Source organism: Bradyrhizobium ivorense, from assembly GCF_900696085.1.
GTDB lineage: Bacteria > Pseudomonadota > Alphaproteobacteria > Rhizobiales > Xanthobacteraceae > Bradyrhizobium > Bradyrhizobium ivorense.
Genome location: NZ_CAADFC020000021.1, coordinates 1 through 16,413, shown reverse-complemented (window position 1 = coordinate 16,413; position 16,413 = coordinate 1). Strand labels below are relative to the sequence as shown.

The following is a 16,413-nucleotide window of genomic DNA, read 5'->3' as shown; positions in this document are numbered from 1 at the left end:
GCTCACAAAGCAGTGGCGACACTTCGGTCGCACGGAGCCTGGCCTTGCGGCAATCCTGGAAACGACTGTTCGCGCGCGGCCGGGTGGCCGCGGCCATCCGCGTCTCGCTGGCGCTGGCGTTTGCCGGCACTACCGCGCGCGCCGAGCCCCGGCCGTCCTCCGAATCCGCCGCGCAGGCCTGGTGCTTCAGCAAGAAGGACGCTGCGCAGCGCATCGGCGGTTGCAGCTTTCTGCTGGCGTTGCGGAAGAAATGGAAGGAGAAGCAGCGCGCCGGCCTCCTGCTCAACCGCGGCGCCGGCTATCTCGAAAGCAACGATCTCGATCGCGCCATCGCCGACTTCACCGAAGTGATCACGTACGAGCCGTTGCGGGCGAAGGCGTTGACCAACCGTGGCGAGGCCTACCGCCGCAAGGGCAACCTTGATGCGGCGATCGCCGATTTCGACCGGGCCATCGCGCTCAATCCGAAGGATGTCTTCGCGCGCTACAATCGCGGCATCGCCCACAGCGACCGCGGCGAGCCGGAGCGTGCCATCGCCGATTACACCGAGGCCATCCGGCTCAACCCGAAGGATGCCTGGTACTACAACAACCGCGGCAATTCTTACGCCGATGCCAGGGAGCCGGATCGCGCGATAGCCGACTATGACCGCGCCATCAGCCTCGATCCGAAATTCGCGCTGGTCTACTACAATCGCGGCAATGCCTGGCGCGGCCGCAATGATCTCGATCGCGCGATGGCCGACTACAACATGTCGCTGCGGCTCGACCCGCGCTATGCGGCGGCCTACGGCAACCGCGCGCGGCTGTTTCGCGATCGCGGCGACATTGATCGGGCGCTGACCGATTTCGATCAATCGCTGCGGCTCGATCCGGCCGGCTACCGCGACTATTACGCCCGCGGCAATTTGTATCTTGGACGGCAGGATTACGCGCGCGCGTTCGACGATTTCAGCAATGCGATCAAGTTCAATCCGAAATACGCCGCGGCGCTCAACGCGCGTTGCCTGACGCTCGTGATCCTGGGACGGGCGCAGGACGCGCTCGCCGATTGCCAGCAGTCGCTGCAATGGAAGCCGGACGATCCCTACACGCTCGACAGCCGCGGCATCTGCCGCCTGAAGCTCGGCGAGCTCGATGCAGCGACCGCGGATTTCGACGCCGCGCTGAGCATCAACCCGAAACTCGCCAGCTCGCTCTATGGACGCGGCATCGCCCGGCGCAAGCAGGGCGAGGCCGATGCGGGGCAGGCCGACAGCACTGCCGCCCGGGAAATTCAGCCCGACATCGCCAAGGAATTCGCGCCCTACGGCATCGAATGACGCACGCGCGCTTGACAGCGCCGGCCGTTCGGCTGTATGGGCCTGCGCCATGAAGCTGAACCGGACCAACCGCCGCGCCGTCTGCCGTCGTCGTAGCAACGACGATGATGGGTCGCGCCGTGTCCGACGCCAGCGCTGATTAGCTCAATCAGCCCAGGTTTTCGAGAAGGCCGCGCCCCAAACGCGGCCTTCTCGCTTTTTGGCCCGCCCTTCCCCACACCGACCCCAGAGGAGATCGACATGACCAACGCCACTCATCCGTTCGACGCGCTGATGGACATCACGGCCCGCCCCGAGGTCGTGTTCGTGCGCGGCGCCGGGTCGTATCTGTGGGACGCCAACCGCAACCGCTATCTCGATTTCGTGCAGGGCTGGGCCGTCAACGCGCTCGGCCACTCGCCGGTCGCAGTCGCCGACGCGCTGGCCTCGCAGGCCCGGCGGCTGCTCACGCCAAGCCCGGCGTTCTACAACGAGCCGAGCCTGAAGCTGGCAAAACTGCTGGTCGACAACAGCTGCTTCGACCAGGTGTTCTTCGCCAATTCAGGCGCGGAGGCCAACGAGGGCGCGATCAAGCTCGCGCGCAAGTTCGGCGCAAAGTACAAGAACGGCGCGCACGAGATCATCACCTTCGAAGGCGGCTTCCACGGCCGCACGCTCGCGACCATGTCGGCCTCGGGCAAGAAGGCGTTCGAGCCGCTGTTCGAGCCGAAGGTCTCGGGCTTCCGGAAGGCCAAGCTGAACGACATCGAGTCGGTGCGGCAGTTGATCACCGCGTCGACGGTTGCCGTCATGCTGGAGCCGATACAGGGCGAGGCCGGCGTGTGGCCGGCAACCGATGCCTTCCTGAACGAGTTGCGCGCGCTGACCCAGCAGCGCGGCCTGCTCCTGATCGTCGACGAGATCCAGACCGGCATCGGCCGGACCGGAAAACTGTTCGGCTATGAGCATGCCGGGATCGAGCCCGACATCATGACGCTCGGCAAGGGCATCGGCGGCGGCGTGCCGCTCGCAGCGCTGCTCGCGACCGAACATGCAGCGTGCTTCGACCACGGCGACCAGGGCGGCACCTTCAACGGCAACCCGTTGATGTGCGCCGCCGGCCTTGCCGTGCTCGAGCAGGTCGCCCAGCCCAATTTCCTGAAAGCCGCGACCGATGCGGGCCTCTTGCTCGAGCGCGAGTTGCAGCGGCTGTCGGCGCGGCACGGGCTCGGCGAGATCAGGGGCCGCGGCTTGCTGCTCGCGCTCGATCTCAAGATGCCGATCGGTGCTGCCGTGGTGGCGGAGGCGTTCGCGGCCGGCGTGCTGATCAACTCGCCGCAGCCCGACACGCTGCGCTTCATGCCGGCGCTCAACGTCGCGCGCGAGGAGATTTTGGCGGTGATCGATTGCCTGGATACGGTGCTGACGAAAGTCGGCGCGGCAAGGCGGGTGGCGTAGTTGTCACCACCTCGTCATTGCGAGCGAAGCAATCTACTTCTCCATTCGGGGATCAATGGATTGCTTCGTCGCTTCAGGGCAAAATTGCGTTGCAATTTCGCGCTGCGCTCCTCGCAATGACGTCAGGTGGTGTGACATCTTTCCGTCATTCCGGGGCGATGCGCAGCATCGAACCCGGAATCTCGAGATTCCGGGTTCATCGCTGACGCGATGCCCCGGAATGACGGGCTACACTACGGCCGCAGAATCGCCGCGCCGGTGGTCGCCCGGCTCTCCAGATCGATATGTGCCTTTGCCGCATCCTTCAGCGCATAGGCGTGATTGATCGGCACGTGCAGCTTGCCGTTGATCACGGCGGCAAACAGCGTGTCGGCGCCTTCGAGCAATTCCTTGCGGGTGCCGACATAGTCGTTCAGCTTCGGCCGGGTCGCGAACAGCGAGCCGTGGTTGTTGAGCTCGGCGAGCGGGAACGGCGGCACCGGGCCGGAGGCGTTGCCGAACGAGACGAACAGGCCGCGCGGCCTGAGGCAGGACAGCGAGCCCGGGAACGTGGTCTTGCCGACGCCGTCATAGACGACGTCGCAGAGCTCGCCGCGGCTGATCTGCTTGACGCGCTCGACGAAATTTTCCTCGTTGTAGAGGATGACATGGTCGCAGCCATTGGCGAGCGCGAGATCGGCCTTGGCCTTGGAGCCGACGGTGCCGATGACATGCGCGCCGAGCGCCCGCGCCCACTGGCAGGCCAACAGCCCGATGCCGCCCGCGGCGGCGTGGATCAGCACCCGATGCCCCTGCTCGACCTTGAAGGTCTTGTGCAAGAGGTACCAGACCGTCAGCCCCTTGAGCATCAGCACGGCGCCCTGCTCATAGGTGATGTGGTCGGGCAGTTTTACAAGTTTGTCGGCCGGGATCACCCGCTCGGAGGCGTAGCCGCCGAGATTGAAGTAGTAGGCGACGCGATCGCCGGGATGGAAATTGGTCACCCCCGGGCCGACCGCCAGCACCTCCCCTGCGGCCTCGTTGCCGGCGATGAACGGCAGGCCCGGCGCCTTGTAGAGGCCGGTGCGGAAATAGACGTCGATAAAATTCAGCCCGACCGCGTGTTGGCGGATCCGAACCTCGCCGGCGCCGGGCGGGCCAACCTCGACATCCTCATAGGTCAGGACTTCCGGTCCGCCTACCTTGTGCACCCGCACAGCCTTGGTCATGTCGTGCTCCCCTTCCGTCTCGCGTCAGGCGAGCGAATGCCATCGGCGCGGCCTTGTCAACCGAGGCGCCGGAACAGGCCTTATCTCACGGCTTTCCTGCGGTTGCGGCGAGCCATCACGTTGAACATCTCGACCGCGGCCGAGAACGCGATTGCGAAATAGATGTAGCCGCGCGGGATATGAACGCCGAAGCCGTCGGCCACCAGCGCCACGCCGATCAGGACTAGGAACGCCAGCGCCAGCATTTTTGTGGTCGGATGCTCCGCGACGAACCGCGCCACCGGCCCCGACGAGACGTACATGATGATGCAGGCGATCACGACCGCCGCGATCATGATCTCGATATCCTGGGCCATGCCGATCGCGGTGATGATCGAGTCCAGCGAGAACACGAGGTCGATGATGATGATCTGCACGATCACCCAGAAGAATGCGCTGGAGCTCGGCTGCTCGCCGGCCTCGCCCTCGCGCGCCTCGACCTCGCCGTGGATCTCGTGGGTGGCCTTGGCGATCAGGAACAGGCCGCCGCCGATCAGGATGATGTCGCGCCAGGACAGCTCCATGCCCTTGATGGTGATGACCGGCTGCGTCAGCCCGATCAGCCAGACCAGGACCGAGAGCAGCAGGATGCGGAACACCAGCGCCAGCGCCAGGCCAATCTGGCGGGCGCGCTTGGCTTGCGCGGGCGGAATCCGCGACACCAGGACCGACAGGAAGATCACGTTGTCGATCCCGAGCACGATCTCCAGCGCGGTCAAGGTCAGCAGCGCCGCCCAGGCTTCCGGGCTAACGATCAATTGCATCATGCGCGAAATGCTTTCATGCGGCGGATCAGGGTGTCGCTGCCGACGATGTAGGCGGCGATGGCGCACAGCCCGAACGTGACCGACGGCCCGACCACGAAGTCGTTGGCGAGCGTGTACATGCCGAGCAGCGCCCAGGCGGCGAGCAGCCACAGCGTCAGCCAGCGCAGCCGCACCACGCGGAGCGGGTGCAGCACATGAAAAGGCGCAAAGGTCAGCGCGATCAGGAGCGCGACCGCGATGGTCGAGATCACCGGCGGCAAGTGCAGCAGGAACAGATAGAACGCCGCCGCATTCCATAGCGCCGGGAAGCCGCGAAAATGGTTGTCGTCGGACTTCATCCTGCGGTCGGCGAAATACAGCGCGCTGGAGACCACGATGCCGATGCCGAGAATCGGCGCGGCCAGCGGCAGCAGCAGGCCGCTGGCGGTGATCGCATAGGCCGGCACGAACACATAGGTGACGAAATCAACCACCAAATCGAGCACCTCGCCCGACCAGTTCGGCGCCCGCCGCACGACATCGAGCCGGCGCGCCAGGGGCCCGTCGATCCCGTCGATCACGAGCGCGACGCCGAGCCAGCCGAACATGTTGGCCCAGTGCTCGCGCACGGCCTCCAGCATCGCCAGCAATGCGACCCCCGCCCCCAGCGCCGTGAAAATATGAACGGAGAATGCGGCGGTCCGCATCCGTGCAGGCAACGCATCCGGCTGGCTGGTATGATCCATTGCCAGCAGTGCTATCAGGAATCGCCCCGATTTGCATATGCAGTCTTGCGGCGTTCCGCCGCGCAAATCTGCGGGAAACTTTTGAAGGTTAGCGGTGGCTTGAAAATGCGGCGAACAATGTCAATTGTCCTGGGATGAGCGACGACCTGCAGGTTTATGACGTTATCATTATCGGGGGCGGACCGGCCGGGCTGACGGCCGCGATCGCGGTGGCCGACGCCGGCGCGCGGACCGCGCTGGTGGCGCGCCGCGCGCCCTATGCCGACAACCGCACCACGGCGCTGCTCGGCGCCTCCACCGATCTTTTGGAACGGCTGGACGTGTGGCGGCGCTGTGCCGACAAGGCGGCTCAGCTCAAGACCATGCGCCTCGTCGACGACACCGGGCGGCTGATCCGCGCGCCCGAGGTGCGGTTCTCGGCCGAGGAGATCGGGCGCGCGCAGTTCGGTTTCAACATCGATAACCGCTCGCTGGTGGCCGCGCTCGAGGACCGCGCCGGTGAACTGTCGGCGCTGACACGGTTCGACGACGAGGCCGCCACCATCCTCCCCGATGACGCTGCGGTCAGCGTGACGACGCGCCAGGGCCGCTCGCTGTCGGCCCGGCTGGTCGTCGGCGCCGACGGCCGCAATTCGCTGTCGCGCGAGGCCGCCGGCATCGAGATGGTCAGCCGCGCCCTCGGACAGTCCGCCCTCACCTTCAACATCACGCACACGCGGCCGCACAAGAACGTCTCGACCGAGTTTCACACCGAGCACGGTCCCTGCGTGTTCGTGCCGCTGGCCGGCAACCGCAGCAGCGTGGTCTGGGTCTCCACGCCGAAGGAGGCCGAGCGGCTGATGGCGCTCGGCGACGACGAAATGTCCGTGGCGGCGGAGCGGCAGTCGCACTCGATCCTCGGCCGCGTCGAGGTCGAGCCCGGCCGGCATGTGTTTCCGCTCGCCATCGAGAGTCCCCGGCAGTTTGCGAAAAACCGCATCGCGCTGGTCGGCGAGTCCGCGCATGTGCTGCCGCCGATCGGCGCCCAGGGCCTCAACATGGGCCTGCGCGATGCGGCCGACATCGCCGCGATCGCCGGCGAGGCGATCGGGCGCGGCGAGGATCCGGGCTCGTCGCTGGTGCTGTCGCGCTACCAGGCGGCGCGGCGTCCCGACGTTAGCAGCCGGACCTGGGCGATCGACATCGCCAACCGCTCGCTGCTCAGCGACTTCGTCGGCATGCAGACCATGCGCGCCGCCGGCCTGCACATGATTGGGTCGATCGGCCCGCTCAGGCGGCTCGCGATGCGCGAGGGCCTCGCGCCCTCGTGGCGGCGCTAACCCTTCTAAGGGAATACCAGCCGCCCGGTCTGCAGCAGCCACATCACGCTGGTCAGCGTGACCACCGAGGCGAACGTGCCGATCAGCACCGCGACCGACGCCGGCTCGATCCAGGTGTCGTTCTGCCGCGCGATCACGAACACGTTGAGCGCCGGCGGCAGCGAGGCCATCAGCACCGCGGTCGCCGCCCAGGGCTGCGCGAACGGGCCGAACAGCAGCATCAGGCCGAACGCCACGATCGGATGGATCAGGAGCTTGATCGCGATCACGCCGGGCACCTCCCACGGCACCCGCTCGAACGGCCGCAGCGCCACGGTGACGCCGAGCACGAACAGCGCCATCGGCGCCGCCGCGTTCTCCAGGAACTGCACCGTGCGGTCGAGCGCGACCGGCAGCGGAATATGCAGCGCGGCGACGATCGCGCCGAACACCGCCGACATGATCAGCGGGTTCTGCACGATCTGCCGCGCCACCACCCCGAGCGCATGCAGCAGCGAGGGATGGTCGCGGTCGGTGAGCTCGATCAGCAGCGGCACGATCGAGAACAGGAAGATGCTGTCGCAGCAGAAGATCAGCGCGGTCGGCGCCGCCGCCTTGCTGCCGAGCACGGCGAGCGCCAGCCCCGGTCCCATGTAGCCGATATTGCCGTAGGCGCCGGAGAGCCCGGCGAGCGTCGCCTCGCGCAGCGACAGGCCGCCGATCAGCTTTCCTGCGACCATCGCCAGGAAGAACGCGATCACGGTTCCGAGCGTGGTGGCGATCAGGAATGGCGGGTTGTTCAGCTCGGCAAACGGCGTCTTGGACATGATCCCGAACAGCAGCGCCGGTAACGAGACGTAAAGCAGAAAGAAGTTCATCCAGGACAGCCCGGCCTCGGGCAATCCCTTGGCCTTGCCGCAGATGTAACCGATGAAGATCAGGCCGAAATACGGCAGCGCCAGATTGAGGATATCGAGCATTCTGAAAGTGACTTCTCGGCCGGATTTCGGGGCGGTTGGGCCGCCTGGAAGTGGTAAACGGTGGGTTAAATCGCGTCCATGCCCCTAGCATCGGCCACGATGTTGGTCTATCGACGAGGCATGATCAAAGCGCGCACCGCCAAATTTCAGATCGGTCAGATCGTCCGTCACCGGGTGTTCTCGTTCCGGGGCGTGATCTTTGACATCGATCCGGAGTTCAACAACACCGAGGAATGGTGGCTGTCGATCCCCGAGGACGTCCGGCCGCACAAGGACCAGCCGTTCTACCATCTGCTCGCGGAGAACTCCGAGACCGAATACGTCGCCTATGTTTCGGAGCAGAATCTGCTGCCGGACGATTCCGGTGAGCCGATCCGCCATTCGCAGGTCGCCGAGATTTTTGTGAAGGACAAGTCCGGCGGCTACCGTCCGCGCAATCCCTCGCTGAACTGACGCGCCGCGCATCTCGCGCATCGCTTACACGCCCTCGCGCGCGGCGAGCGCCGCCGCGATCGCCCAGACCACGAACCCCGATAGCGCCAATCCCGCGCCGACCAGGCCGGTCGAGGTCCAGCCATAGCCGGCCGCCACCGCCATGCCGCCAAGCCATGGCCCCAGCGCATTGGCGGTGTTGAAGGCGGAATGGTTCAGCGACGCGGCGAGGCTCTGGGCCTCGCCGGCGACGTCCATCAGGCGGGTCTGCAAGACGGTCGCGAGCGCGCCGCCGAGCCCGATCAGGAACACGTCGGCACACAGCGTCCAGATATTCGCCGCGGCCAACGGATACAGCGCCAGCGTCGCCGCCGACCACAGCAGCAGGCCGCCGGCGGTCGCCATCAGCGCGCGGTCGGCAAAGCGCGGCACGATGATGTTGCCGGCGGTGAGGCCGATGCCGAATACGCAGAGCGCGACCGGCACCATCGCCGGCGAGGTGTGCGTCACCGCCAGCATGGTCGAGGCGAGATAGGTGTAGACCGAGAACAGCCCGCCGAAACCGACGGCGCCGATCGCCAGCGTCAGCCAGACGTGCTTGCGTCCGAGTGCGGAGAGCTCGCGCAGCGGGCTCGCCTTGCTGTTGACGACGTCGCGCGGCGCGAAGATCGCAACCAGCGTCGCGGTGAGCAGCGCGAGGCCGGCCACGATCGCGAACGCCCAGCGCCAGCCGATCGCCTGCCCCACCCCGTTGGCGAGCGGCACGCCGACCGTGGTCGCAATCGTCAGCCCGAGCAGCACGCGGCCGACCGCCGCGGTGCGCTTGTCGGTCGGCACCAGCGCTGCCGCAACCAGCATCGCGATCCCGAAATAGGCGCCGTGCGGCAATCCGGCGAGGAAGCGCAGCGCCAGCAGGGTGTGGTAATCCGGCGCGAGGCCGGAGAGCCCGTTCATCAGCGCGAAGAACCCCATCAGCGCGATCAGCAGCGTCCGCCGCGTCAGCCGCGCCGACAGCACTGCGATCACGGGCGCGCCGACCACGACGCCGAGCGCGTAGGCGCTGATGGCGTGGCCGGCCGCGGGCTCGCTGACGCCGAGGTCATGGGCAAAGAACGGCAGCAGGCTCATGGTGGCGAATTCGGCGATGCCGATCGCAAAACCGCCCATCGCCAGCGCGAGATGAACGATCCCGGGATGGAATGTCCGCGCGGAATTGTCCTGCGTGACGCGCGGCGCGGCCGCGACGGACGCCGTGCGCAGCTGCGGCTGCAGCGGCCGGGATCGCGGTTCCTGCCGTTGTTGATTCAACTGTCGGGACATCAGGCAAATTCCGGGACTACGAATTGCAACCGATGCAATCCAGATGGACGGATCGCGTCATCACGGTTCCGCAACAAGCGGCCAGGCGGAACACACGCGTTTGCGCATCGAAGGCGCTTGCGCGCGTTCGTCTGGCCTCCCGTATCGATTCTGTGATTGTGCTTTGACACATCGCACACGACGGGCAGGACCACCAGCGCAGTAAGCCGCCATCAGCCAGACGTGATCGCATGACAAAAAAGGCGCCCTCTCGGGGCGCCTTCTTGATTGTCGTTGATGTCGCGCTTACTTGGCGGCCGCGTTGGGGGCCGGCGCCGCGCCGCCTTGACCCTGGCCGGCGCTTTCGAGCTTCTTGCGCTGCTCTTCGGCGCGCTTCTGCAACTCTTCCTGCAGCTTCTTCGAGTTCTCCTCGAACACCTTCGGATCGGTCGGCGGGCCGTCATAGGCCTTGGCGAACTCGGTGTTGAGCGGCAGCGGCAGCGTCAGCGGCGCGCCGTTGGAGTTGATCGCCTGAACGACGAGGTTCTGGCCCTTCTTCATGTTGGCGATCAGCTCGGGAGTGGCTTCATAGTCCGACATGCAGCCGTTCTGGAAGCAGATCACGTAAGGCGACTGCTGCGGCGGGTTGCTGTCGACGATAATGCGGGTGCCGTGCACGAGCTGCATGCCGAGCGGCAGCGTCACGCGCAGGATCTTCTTCGGCTCGCCTTCCGGCTCGATGATCACGGCGGCGATCACCGGCTGACCAGACTCGATGCGGCCGTCCTTGCCGGTGAAGCAGACCTGCTTGGCGCCGGCTTCCTGGCCCTTGAGGCAGAACTTGGTCCAGGGCGCGTAGATCAGCTGGATCTGCTGGTCCTGCGGCGGCTGCTGGGCGGCCGCGGCGGGCGGCTGAGCGGCCGGCGGGGCCTGCTGGGCCGCCGGGGCCGGCGCCTTCGGAGCTGCCTTGGGTGCCGCCTTGGGCGCAGCCTTCGGTGCCGCGGGCGCCGGCGCTGCGGGCTGCTGGGCCTGAGCGGCAGGAACCAGGAACGCTGCAGACAATGCCGTCGCCGCCATCAGGGCGACAACTCGCCCCCGCGGCAAGACCGGAGCGGCCAAGATACGGAAATTCATTGCGGAAAACCCTTTCTGAACGGGCAGCGCCCGAAACCGCCGCGGGCGCCGACACATAGCCGTTTGGGCGGCTGTCTCCTCGTCAATTGAGGCGGATACGTGACAGGCGTTGCCGCCCGGTCAATTGCACGCCTTCAATACAGCGGCGGACGGAAAGATCAATGGCGGCAAGCATATTTGCGCGCATCTTACGGCGAGTTGAGGCCGCCTGTGATAAAGCTCCCGGCGTGACGTCTCGCGAATCAAATCCGGCGCCTCACGCGCGTGTTCCCGAGCGCGTCGGGCGCCATTTGCTGGCCGGTCTGTCCATCGCCCTGGCCCTCCTGACGGCGGGACCGGCTCCCGCGGCCGCCGCCGAAAGCTATGCGATCGCGATGCACGGCGCGCCGGCGCTGCCCCCCGGTTTCACCCATTTGCCCTACGCTAATCCCGACGCGCCCAAGGGCGGCCGGCTGGTGCAGGGCCTGATCGGCACCTTCGACAGCCTCAATCCCCTGATCGTCCGCGGCGTCGCCGTCCAGCAGGTCCGCGGCTACGCCTATGAGCGCGGCTATGTCTATGAAAGCCTGATGGTGCGAGGCAATGACGAGCCCTTCACCCTGTACGGCCTGCTAGCGCGCAGCGTCGAGACCGACGATGCGCGGAGCTACGTCACCTTCCACCTCGATCCGCGCGCACGCTTCTCCGACGGCCAGCCGGTCACTGCCGACGACGTGCTGTTCTCGCTGGCGCTGCTGCGCGACCACGGCCGCCCGCTGCATCACCAGTACTATTCAAAAGTCGCAAAGGCGGAGGCGCCCGACCCGCTGACGGTGCGGTTCGACTTCGGCGGCGTCGCCGATCGCGAGCTGCCGCTGATCCTCGGCCTGATGCCGATCCTGCCGCGGCACGCCGTCGACGCCGCCAGGTTCGAGGAAACCACGTTGGCCGCGCCTGTTGGCTCCGGGCCCTATCGCGTCACCACGGTCAAGCCGGGCGCCAGCGTCACCTTCACCCGAAATCCCGATTACTGGGGCCGCGATTTGCCGGTGAATCGCGGCCTCTGGAACTTCGACGAGATCAGGATCGATTACTACCGCGAGGCCAACGGCCTGTTCGAGGCGTTCAAGCGCGGCCTGTACGATTTCCGCACCGAGAACGAGCCGTTGCGCTGGCACGAGGGCTATGATTTCCCGGCGGTGCGCAGCGGCGAGGTGGTCCGCGACACCAACAAGCTCGGCACGCCCTACCCGTCCGAATTCCTGGTGTTCAACAGCCGGCGGCCGAAATTCGCCGACGTCAGGGTGCGCCAGGCGCTGGCGATGCTGTTCGATTTCGAATGGATCAACCGCAACTATTATTTCGGGCTGTATTCGCGCGCCGGCGGCTATTTTGCCGGATCCGAACTGTCCGCCTATGGCCGCCCTGCCGACGAGCGCGAGCGCGATCTGCTCCAGCCCTATTTGTCGCACATCGCGCCCGACATCCTCGACGGCCACTACCGCCTCCCCGTCACCGACGGCTCCGGGCGCGACCGCACCATCCTGCGCAGCGCGCTCGATCTGCTGGAGCAGGCCGGCTACGGCATCGACGGCACGGTGTTGAAGCAGCGCGCGACCGGAATGCCGCTCACCGTCGAGATCCTGGTGACGACGCGCGAGCATGAACGCATCGCGCTCGCCTATCAGCGCGACCTCAAGCGCGCCGGCATCGAGGCCACGGTGCGGGTGGTCGATGCGGTGCAGTTCGAGCAGCGCCGGCTCGCCTTCGACTTCGACATGATTCCAAACCGCTGGGACCAGTCGCTGTCCCCAGGCAATGAGCAGGCGTTCTATTGGGGCAGCCAGGCCGCCGACGTCACCGGCACCCGTAATTACATGGGCGCCAGGGACCCCGCGATCGACGCCATGATCGCGGCGCTGCTGGCGGCGCGGGAGCGGCCGGCCTTCGTCTCGGCGGTGCGGGCGCTGGACCGGGCGCTGATGTCGGGCTTCTACGCTATCCCCCTGTTTAACGCGGGAGAGCAATGGATCGCGCGCTGGAATCGGGTACAACGGCCATCGACTACGGCCTTGGCGGGCTATTTGCCGGAGACTTGGTGGCAGAGGGTCGGCGCGAAGCCGCAAGTCACAAAGCCCGAAGTCACTAAGCCCGAAGTCACAAAGCCCGAAGTCGCGAAGCCGAAGTGACCTGATCCGAATCAAGCGATGCAACCGAATTTGACCCCGTGAACCAGCAGATCACCTCGCCGACGCTCGATACCCTGTTCAAGCGGACTTTGGCGCGGCAGCCGGACGCGCTGGCGCTGGTCGATCCGATCAACAAGCAGCGCATCACCGGGCAGAACCGCAAGCGCCTGACCTACGCCCAAGCCGACCGCGCGATCTCGGCGATCGCGGCCCATTTCATCGAGAGCGGGCTGCCGACCAACACGGTGATCGCCGTCCAGTTGCCCACCACCGTCGAGTTCGCGCTGACAGTGCTCGCGGCGCATCGCGCCGGGCTGGTGGTGGTGCCGCTGCCGCTGCTGTGGCGGCAGTCCGAGCTGACATCGGTGCTCAACCGCACCGCGGCGCGGGCGATCGTCACCTGCGGCCGGATCGACGGCGTGTCCTATGCTGACATCGCGATGAACGCCGCCGCCGAAGCGTTCTCGATCCGTCATGTCTGCGGCTTCGGCAGCGACCTGCCCGAGGGCATGGCCTCGCTCGATCAGGCGATCCTGCAGGATTCCCGGACCTCGCGCTCGGTGATCCAGGACGGCCGCAAGCCGGCGCTGATCTCCTTCGACGTCACCAGTGACGGTTTTCGCCCGGTGCCGCGCGCGCATTTCAGCCTGATCGCCGGCGGGCTCGCGATGTCGCTGGAGAGCGACCTCGCGCAGGGCTCGACCATCATGGCGGCGTTCGCGCCGATGTCGTTTGCCGGCATCTGCGCCTCGCTGGTGACCTGGCTGCTGTCGGGCGGAACGCTGGTGCTGCATCACCCCTTCGACGAAGAGGTGCTCGAAGCCCAGCTCACCGACTACGGCTGCGACACGCTGATCGCGCCGGCACAGCTCGCGCTGCGGCTCGACGAACGCGGCCTGGAGCGCCTGCCGGGCCTGCGCAACGTCGTTGGGCTCTGGCGCACGCCGGAACAGGTCGGCTCCAGCGCGGCCTGGACCGCGAAGCGCGCGACCCTGACCGATGTCTATCTGTTCGGCGAAGCCGGGCTGTTCGGTGCCCGCCGCAGCGCCGAGGACGGATCGCCCGCCCCGATCAAGGTCGGCCCGCACAGCGCGCCGCGCGAAGCGCCGGGTGCAGCGATCGCCGGCGAGATCCTGCTGACGCCGAAGGGTACGCTCGGCCTGCGCGGCCCGATGGTGCCGGTCGCCGCCTATGCGCCGCCGCCCCCGACGGGCGACGGCATGATCGCACCGCCGCCGCGTGACTACGTCGACACCGAATACGCCGCCCGAATCGAGCGCGCGACCGGCGGCCTCAACATCACCGCGCCGCCGGCCGGGGTCATGACGGTTGGTGGGTACCGCTTCCTCGCGCAGGACCTGCAGGAGTGGTCGCGCCGCCTCGGCCAGGGCGCGCTTTTGACCGCGCTGCCGGACCGGCTCAGCGGCCATCGGCTGGCCGGACGGGCGCAGGACAATGCACGGGCCCGCGACGCGCTGACGGAACTCGGGCTTAACCCATTGATGGTGGAAGCTTTTCGCGACCGCGCCAACGCCGCGACGGGTTGAATCTTATCGATGCGTTAGTCTTAGCATTGCGTTGACACTGCATTAAGCGAAGCGAACTAGCATCGCGCCAATTTGCTGATCTCGCGCATTGGTTCCGAGCTTTTCGTATGTCGCAACAAGGTCCGGTCCTCATCGTATCGGCGGCGGCCAAACCGCCGTTCGCCGCCGTCCTCGATGAGACGAAGCTGTTCCCGGTGGTGGTCACCGACTGGAGCGAGGCCGGGCGGGCGATCGAGCAGGTGAAGCCGGCCGCCATCATCGCGGCGGCCGAGGGCACCGATTTCACAGCGCTCGCGGCGCTGGCGAAACGCGCCGCCGCCCGGGCGCCCTATCTGCCGCTGATCGCAGTCGATCCCGCGACCACCCTGCCCGATACCGCAATCGCATTCTTCCAGCGCAAGGGCCTGCCCGATCGCCTGATCGCGCGGCTCAACGCGTCGCTGCGCGTCCGCGCGCTGCATGCGACGGTGATGCGGCGCCTGGTGCCGCCGGCGCCGATTGCGTTGTCGGATATCGATCCGGTCGGCGAAGCCACCACGCTCCTGATCGGCCGCGGCGGCGCCTATCCGACGCTGTCGGTGGCGCTCGGCGAACGCGCCGGCGTGGTCGGCGCACTCAGCATCGAGGCGGCGGCAAAGCATCTCTCCAGCCGCGACATCGACGGCATCGTGCTCGCCGAAGGCTTTACGCCGAGGGTGATGGATGCGTTCCTGACCGTGCTGACCGAGGATGTGCGCTTTCGCCCGCTGCCGGTGCTGGTCGCCTCGGGCGAGCTCACGCCGCGCTACGATCTGCCCAATCTCGAGATCGTCACCGCCGGGCCGTCGCGGATCGCCGACATCGCCCTGCCGATGATCCGCCAGCACGCCTTCGAGGCGCGGCTCGGCCGCATGCTGCGCGCGATCGACGCCAAGGGCCTGATCGATGCCCGCACCGGCCTCTTGACCAAGGTCGCGTTCGACCGCGACTTCGCGACTGCCGTCTACCAGACCGCCGAGCGCGGCGGCAGCCTGTCGGTGGCGCGCTTCACCTTCGACGACACCCATCCGCGCGCCCAGTTCGACGGCGCCCGCATCATCAGCCGGCTGATGCGCCAGGCCGATTTCGGCGCAGTGCACGACGACCGCTCGCTGATCGTCGTGTTCACCGGGACCGATTTGCGCAACGCGCATGCAATCACGCGGCGGCTCGCCAGCGTGATGCGCCATACCCATCACGGCCGCCGCGACGTCAGAGCCGAGCCGGCCGTCGCGGTCGCCACGCTGCAGCCGGGCGATTCCGCAACCTCGCTGCTGGCGCGCCTCACCCAGATGCCGGAGCGCGCGGCGTCGTAAGGACGGCGTAAGCTGCGTAGGGTGGCAACGGAGCGAAGCGACGTGCCCGCCATTCGTGCACACACTTCTCCCCGTCATTGCGAGCGAAGCGAAGCAATCCATTCCTCCGCACCCGCGGAGCCATGGATTGCTTCCGCCTTCGCTCTTCGAGCTACGGCGGACAAGTCGTCGCTTCGCTCCTCGCAAAGATGGGGTGGACGGCCCCCAACGGCATCAGTGTGCCAGACTGGTGATGTTGATTCGACCAGACAAGGGGACCGTCCATGACGAAGATTAGCACGATTGGTTTGGACTTGGCGAAGAACGTGTTTCAAGTTCACGGGGTTGATGCGGCGGGAGCTGTGGTGCTGAGGCGGCAACTTCGGCGGGCCGCCGTGGAGAAGTTTTTTGCGCAGTTGCCGCCGTGCCTGGTGGGCATGGAGGCCTGTGGCAGCGCGCATCATTGGGCACGGGTGATCGGGAAGTACGGCCACGAAGTCAAGCTGATGCCGCCGGCCTATGTGAAGCCTTATGTGAAGCGCAACAAGAACGATGGCCGGGACGCGGAGGCGATCTGCGAGGCGGTGAGCCGGCCGACGATGCGCTTTGTGGCGGTGAAGAGCGTCGCGCAGCAGGCGGCGCTGGCGGTTCACGGCACCCGCGCGCTGCTGGTTCGGCAGCGGACGATGGCCGCGAACGCGCTGCGGGCGGCGCTGAGCGAGCTCGGGATCGTGGCGGCGCAGG

14 protein-coding genes are annotated in these 16,413 nt (G+C 66.9%); 8 read left to right on the top strand and 6 right to left on the bottom strand.

The window, feature by feature from the left end; translation table 11 throughout:
• Positions 1-44 precede the first annotated feature (44 nt).
• On the top strand, positions 45-1,322 hold the full coding sequence (locus tag CI41S_RS27005; RefSeq protein ID WP_139862380.1) for a tetratricopeptide repeat protein: 1,278 nt from the start codon (positions 45-47) through the stop codon (positions 1,320-1,322).
• Positions 1,323-1,562: 240 nt separating this feature from the next.
• Positions 1,563-2,759, top strand: coding sequence for an acetylornithine transaminase (locus CI41S_RS27000; RefSeq protein ID WP_139862379.1), 1,197 nt, complete (start codon positions 1,563-1,565; stop codon positions 2,757-2,759).
• Between the two features lie 233 nt (positions 2,760-2,992).
• On the opposite strand, the gene CI41S_RS26995 is transcribed toward CI41S_RS27000, so the two are convergent.
• The 3 genes from CI41S_RS26995 to pcsA form a co-directional block, all read right to left on the bottom strand.
• Positions 2,993-3,967: a quinone oxidoreductase family protein gene (locus CI41S_RS26995; RefSeq protein ID WP_139862378.1), complete on the bottom strand. Its 975-nt coding sequence runs from the start codon at positions 3,965-3,967 to the stop codon at positions 2,993-2,995.
• An 80-nt stretch (positions 3,968-4,047) separates the two neighbouring features.
• A complete protein-coding gene (locus tag CI41S_RS26990; RefSeq protein WP_139862377.1) occupies positions 4,048-4,773 on the bottom strand; it encodes a TerC family protein in 726 nt (241 codons plus the stop codon).
• Positions 4,770-5,498: a phosphatidylcholine synthase gene (pcsA, locus tag CI41S_RS26985; RefSeq protein ID WP_139862376.1), complete on the bottom strand. Its 729-nt coding sequence runs from the start codon at positions 5,496-5,498 to the stop codon at positions 4,770-4,772. Before pcsA ends, CI41S_RS26990 begins: the two co-directional genes overlap by 4 nt.
• 134 nt (positions 5,499-5,632) lie before the next feature.
• Between pcsA and CI41S_RS26980 the strand changes: the two genes are divergently transcribed.
• The gene (locus tag CI41S_RS26980; protein ID WP_139862375.1) at positions 5,633-6,817 is read left to right on the top strand and encodes a UbiH/UbiF family hydroxylase; all 1,185 of its coding nucleotides are present in this window, start codon (positions 5,633-5,635) and stop codon (positions 6,815-6,817) included.
• A 5-nt stretch (positions 6,818-6,822) separates the two neighbouring features.
• Here CI41S_RS26980 and CI41S_RS26975 read toward each other — a convergent pair whose 3' ends face one another.
• Entirely contained in the window at positions 6,823-7,776 is a 954-nt protein-coding gene (locus CI41S_RS26975; protein WP_139862374.1) for an AEC family transporter, read from the bottom strand.
• A 120-nt stretch (positions 7,777-7,896) separates the two neighbouring features.
• On the opposite strand from CI41S_RS26975, the gene hspQ reads away from it, so the two are divergent.
• Complete coding sequence (gene hspQ / locus CI41S_RS26970) at positions 7,897-8,229, top strand: heat shock protein HspQ (protein ID WP_139483513.1); 333 nt, start codon at positions 7,897-7,899, stop codon at positions 8,227-8,229.
• Positions 8,230-8,253: 24 nt separating this feature from the next.
• Here hspQ and CI41S_RS26965 read toward each other — a convergent pair whose 3' ends face one another.
• Both CI41S_RS26965 and CI41S_RS26960 read right to left on the bottom strand, forming a co-directional pair.
• Positions 8,254-9,528, bottom strand: a complete 1,275-nt coding sequence (locus tag CI41S_RS26965; protein WP_139862373.1) for an MFS transporter — start codon at positions 9,526-9,528, stop codon at positions 8,254-8,256.
• Positions 9,529-9,813: 285 nt separating this feature from the next.
• Positions 9,814-10,641, bottom strand: a complete 828-nt coding sequence (locus tag CI41S_RS26960) for an invasion associated locus B family protein (RefSeq protein ID WP_139483509.1) — start codon at positions 10,639-10,641, stop codon at positions 9,814-9,816.
• A 374-nt stretch (positions 10,642-11,015) separates the two neighbouring features.
• Between CI41S_RS26960 and CI41S_RS26955 the strand changes: the two genes are divergently transcribed.
• The 4 genes from CI41S_RS26955 to CI41S_RS26940 all read left to right on the top strand — a co-directional run.
• Complete coding sequence (locus CI41S_RS26955) at positions 11,016-12,809, top strand: extracellular solute-binding protein (protein WP_139862467.1); 1,794 nt, start codon at positions 11,016-11,018, stop codon at positions 12,807-12,809.
• Between the two features lie 38 nt (positions 12,810-12,847).
• Positions 12,848-14,356, top strand: coding sequence for an AMP-binding protein (locus CI41S_RS26950; protein WP_139862372.1), 1,509 nt, complete (start codon positions 12,848-12,850; stop codon positions 14,354-14,356).
• 107 nt (positions 14,357-14,463) lie between these two features.
• Positions 14,464-15,690, top strand: a complete 1,227-nt coding sequence (locus CI41S_RS26945) for a PleD family two-component system response regulator (RefSeq protein ID WP_139483505.1) — start codon at positions 14,464-14,466, stop codon at positions 15,688-15,690.
• 263 nt (positions 15,691-15,953) lie between these two features.
• The coding region (locus CI41S_RS26940) for an IS110 family RNA-guided transposase (protein ID WP_139862371.1) at positions 15,954-16,413 on the top strand (460 nt) is incomplete at its 3' end.

Coding starts and splice junctions, on each gene's coding strand:
- CI41S_RS26955 (WP_139862467.1), top strand. CDS start 11,016: ATGCACGGCGCGCCGGCGCTGCCCCCCGGTTTCACCCATTTGCCCTAC.
- CI41S_RS26980 (WP_139862375.1), top strand. CDS start 5,633: ATGAGCGACGACCTGCAGGTTTATGACGTTATCATTATCGGGGGCGGA.
- CI41S_RS26975 (WP_139862374.1), bottom strand. CDS start 7,776: ATGCTCGATATCCTCAATCTGGCGCTGCCGTATTTCGGCCTGATCTTC.
- CI41S_RS26990 (WP_139862377.1), bottom strand. CDS start 4,773: ATGATGCAATTGATCGTTAGCCCGGAAGCCTGGGCGGCGCTGCTGACC.
- CI41S_RS26960 (WP_139483509.1), bottom strand. CDS start 10,641: ATGAATTTCCGTATCTTGGCCGCTCCGGTCTTGCCGCGGGGGCGAGTT.
- pcsA (WP_139862376.1), bottom strand. CDS start 5,498: ATGGATCATACCAGCCAGCCGGATGCGTTGCCTGCACGGATGCGGACC.
- CI41S_RS27000 (WP_139862379.1), top strand. CDS start 1,563: ATGACCAACGCCACTCATCCGTTCGACGCGCTGATGGACATCACGGCC.
- hspQ (WP_139483513.1), top strand. CDS start 7,897: ATGATCAAAGCGCGCACCGCCAAATTTCAGATCGGTCAGATCGTCCGT.
- CI41S_RS26995 (WP_139862378.1), bottom strand. CDS start 3,967: ATGACCAAGGCTGTGCGGGTGCACAAGGTAGGCGGACCGGAAGTCCTG.
- CI41S_RS26945 (WP_139483505.1), top strand. CDS start 14,464: ATGTCGCAACAAGGTCCGGTCCTCATCGTATCGGCGGCGGCCAAACCG.
- CI41S_RS26965 (WP_139862373.1), bottom strand. CDS start 9,528: ATGTCCCGACAGTTGAATCAACAACGGCAGGAACCGCGATCCCGGCCG.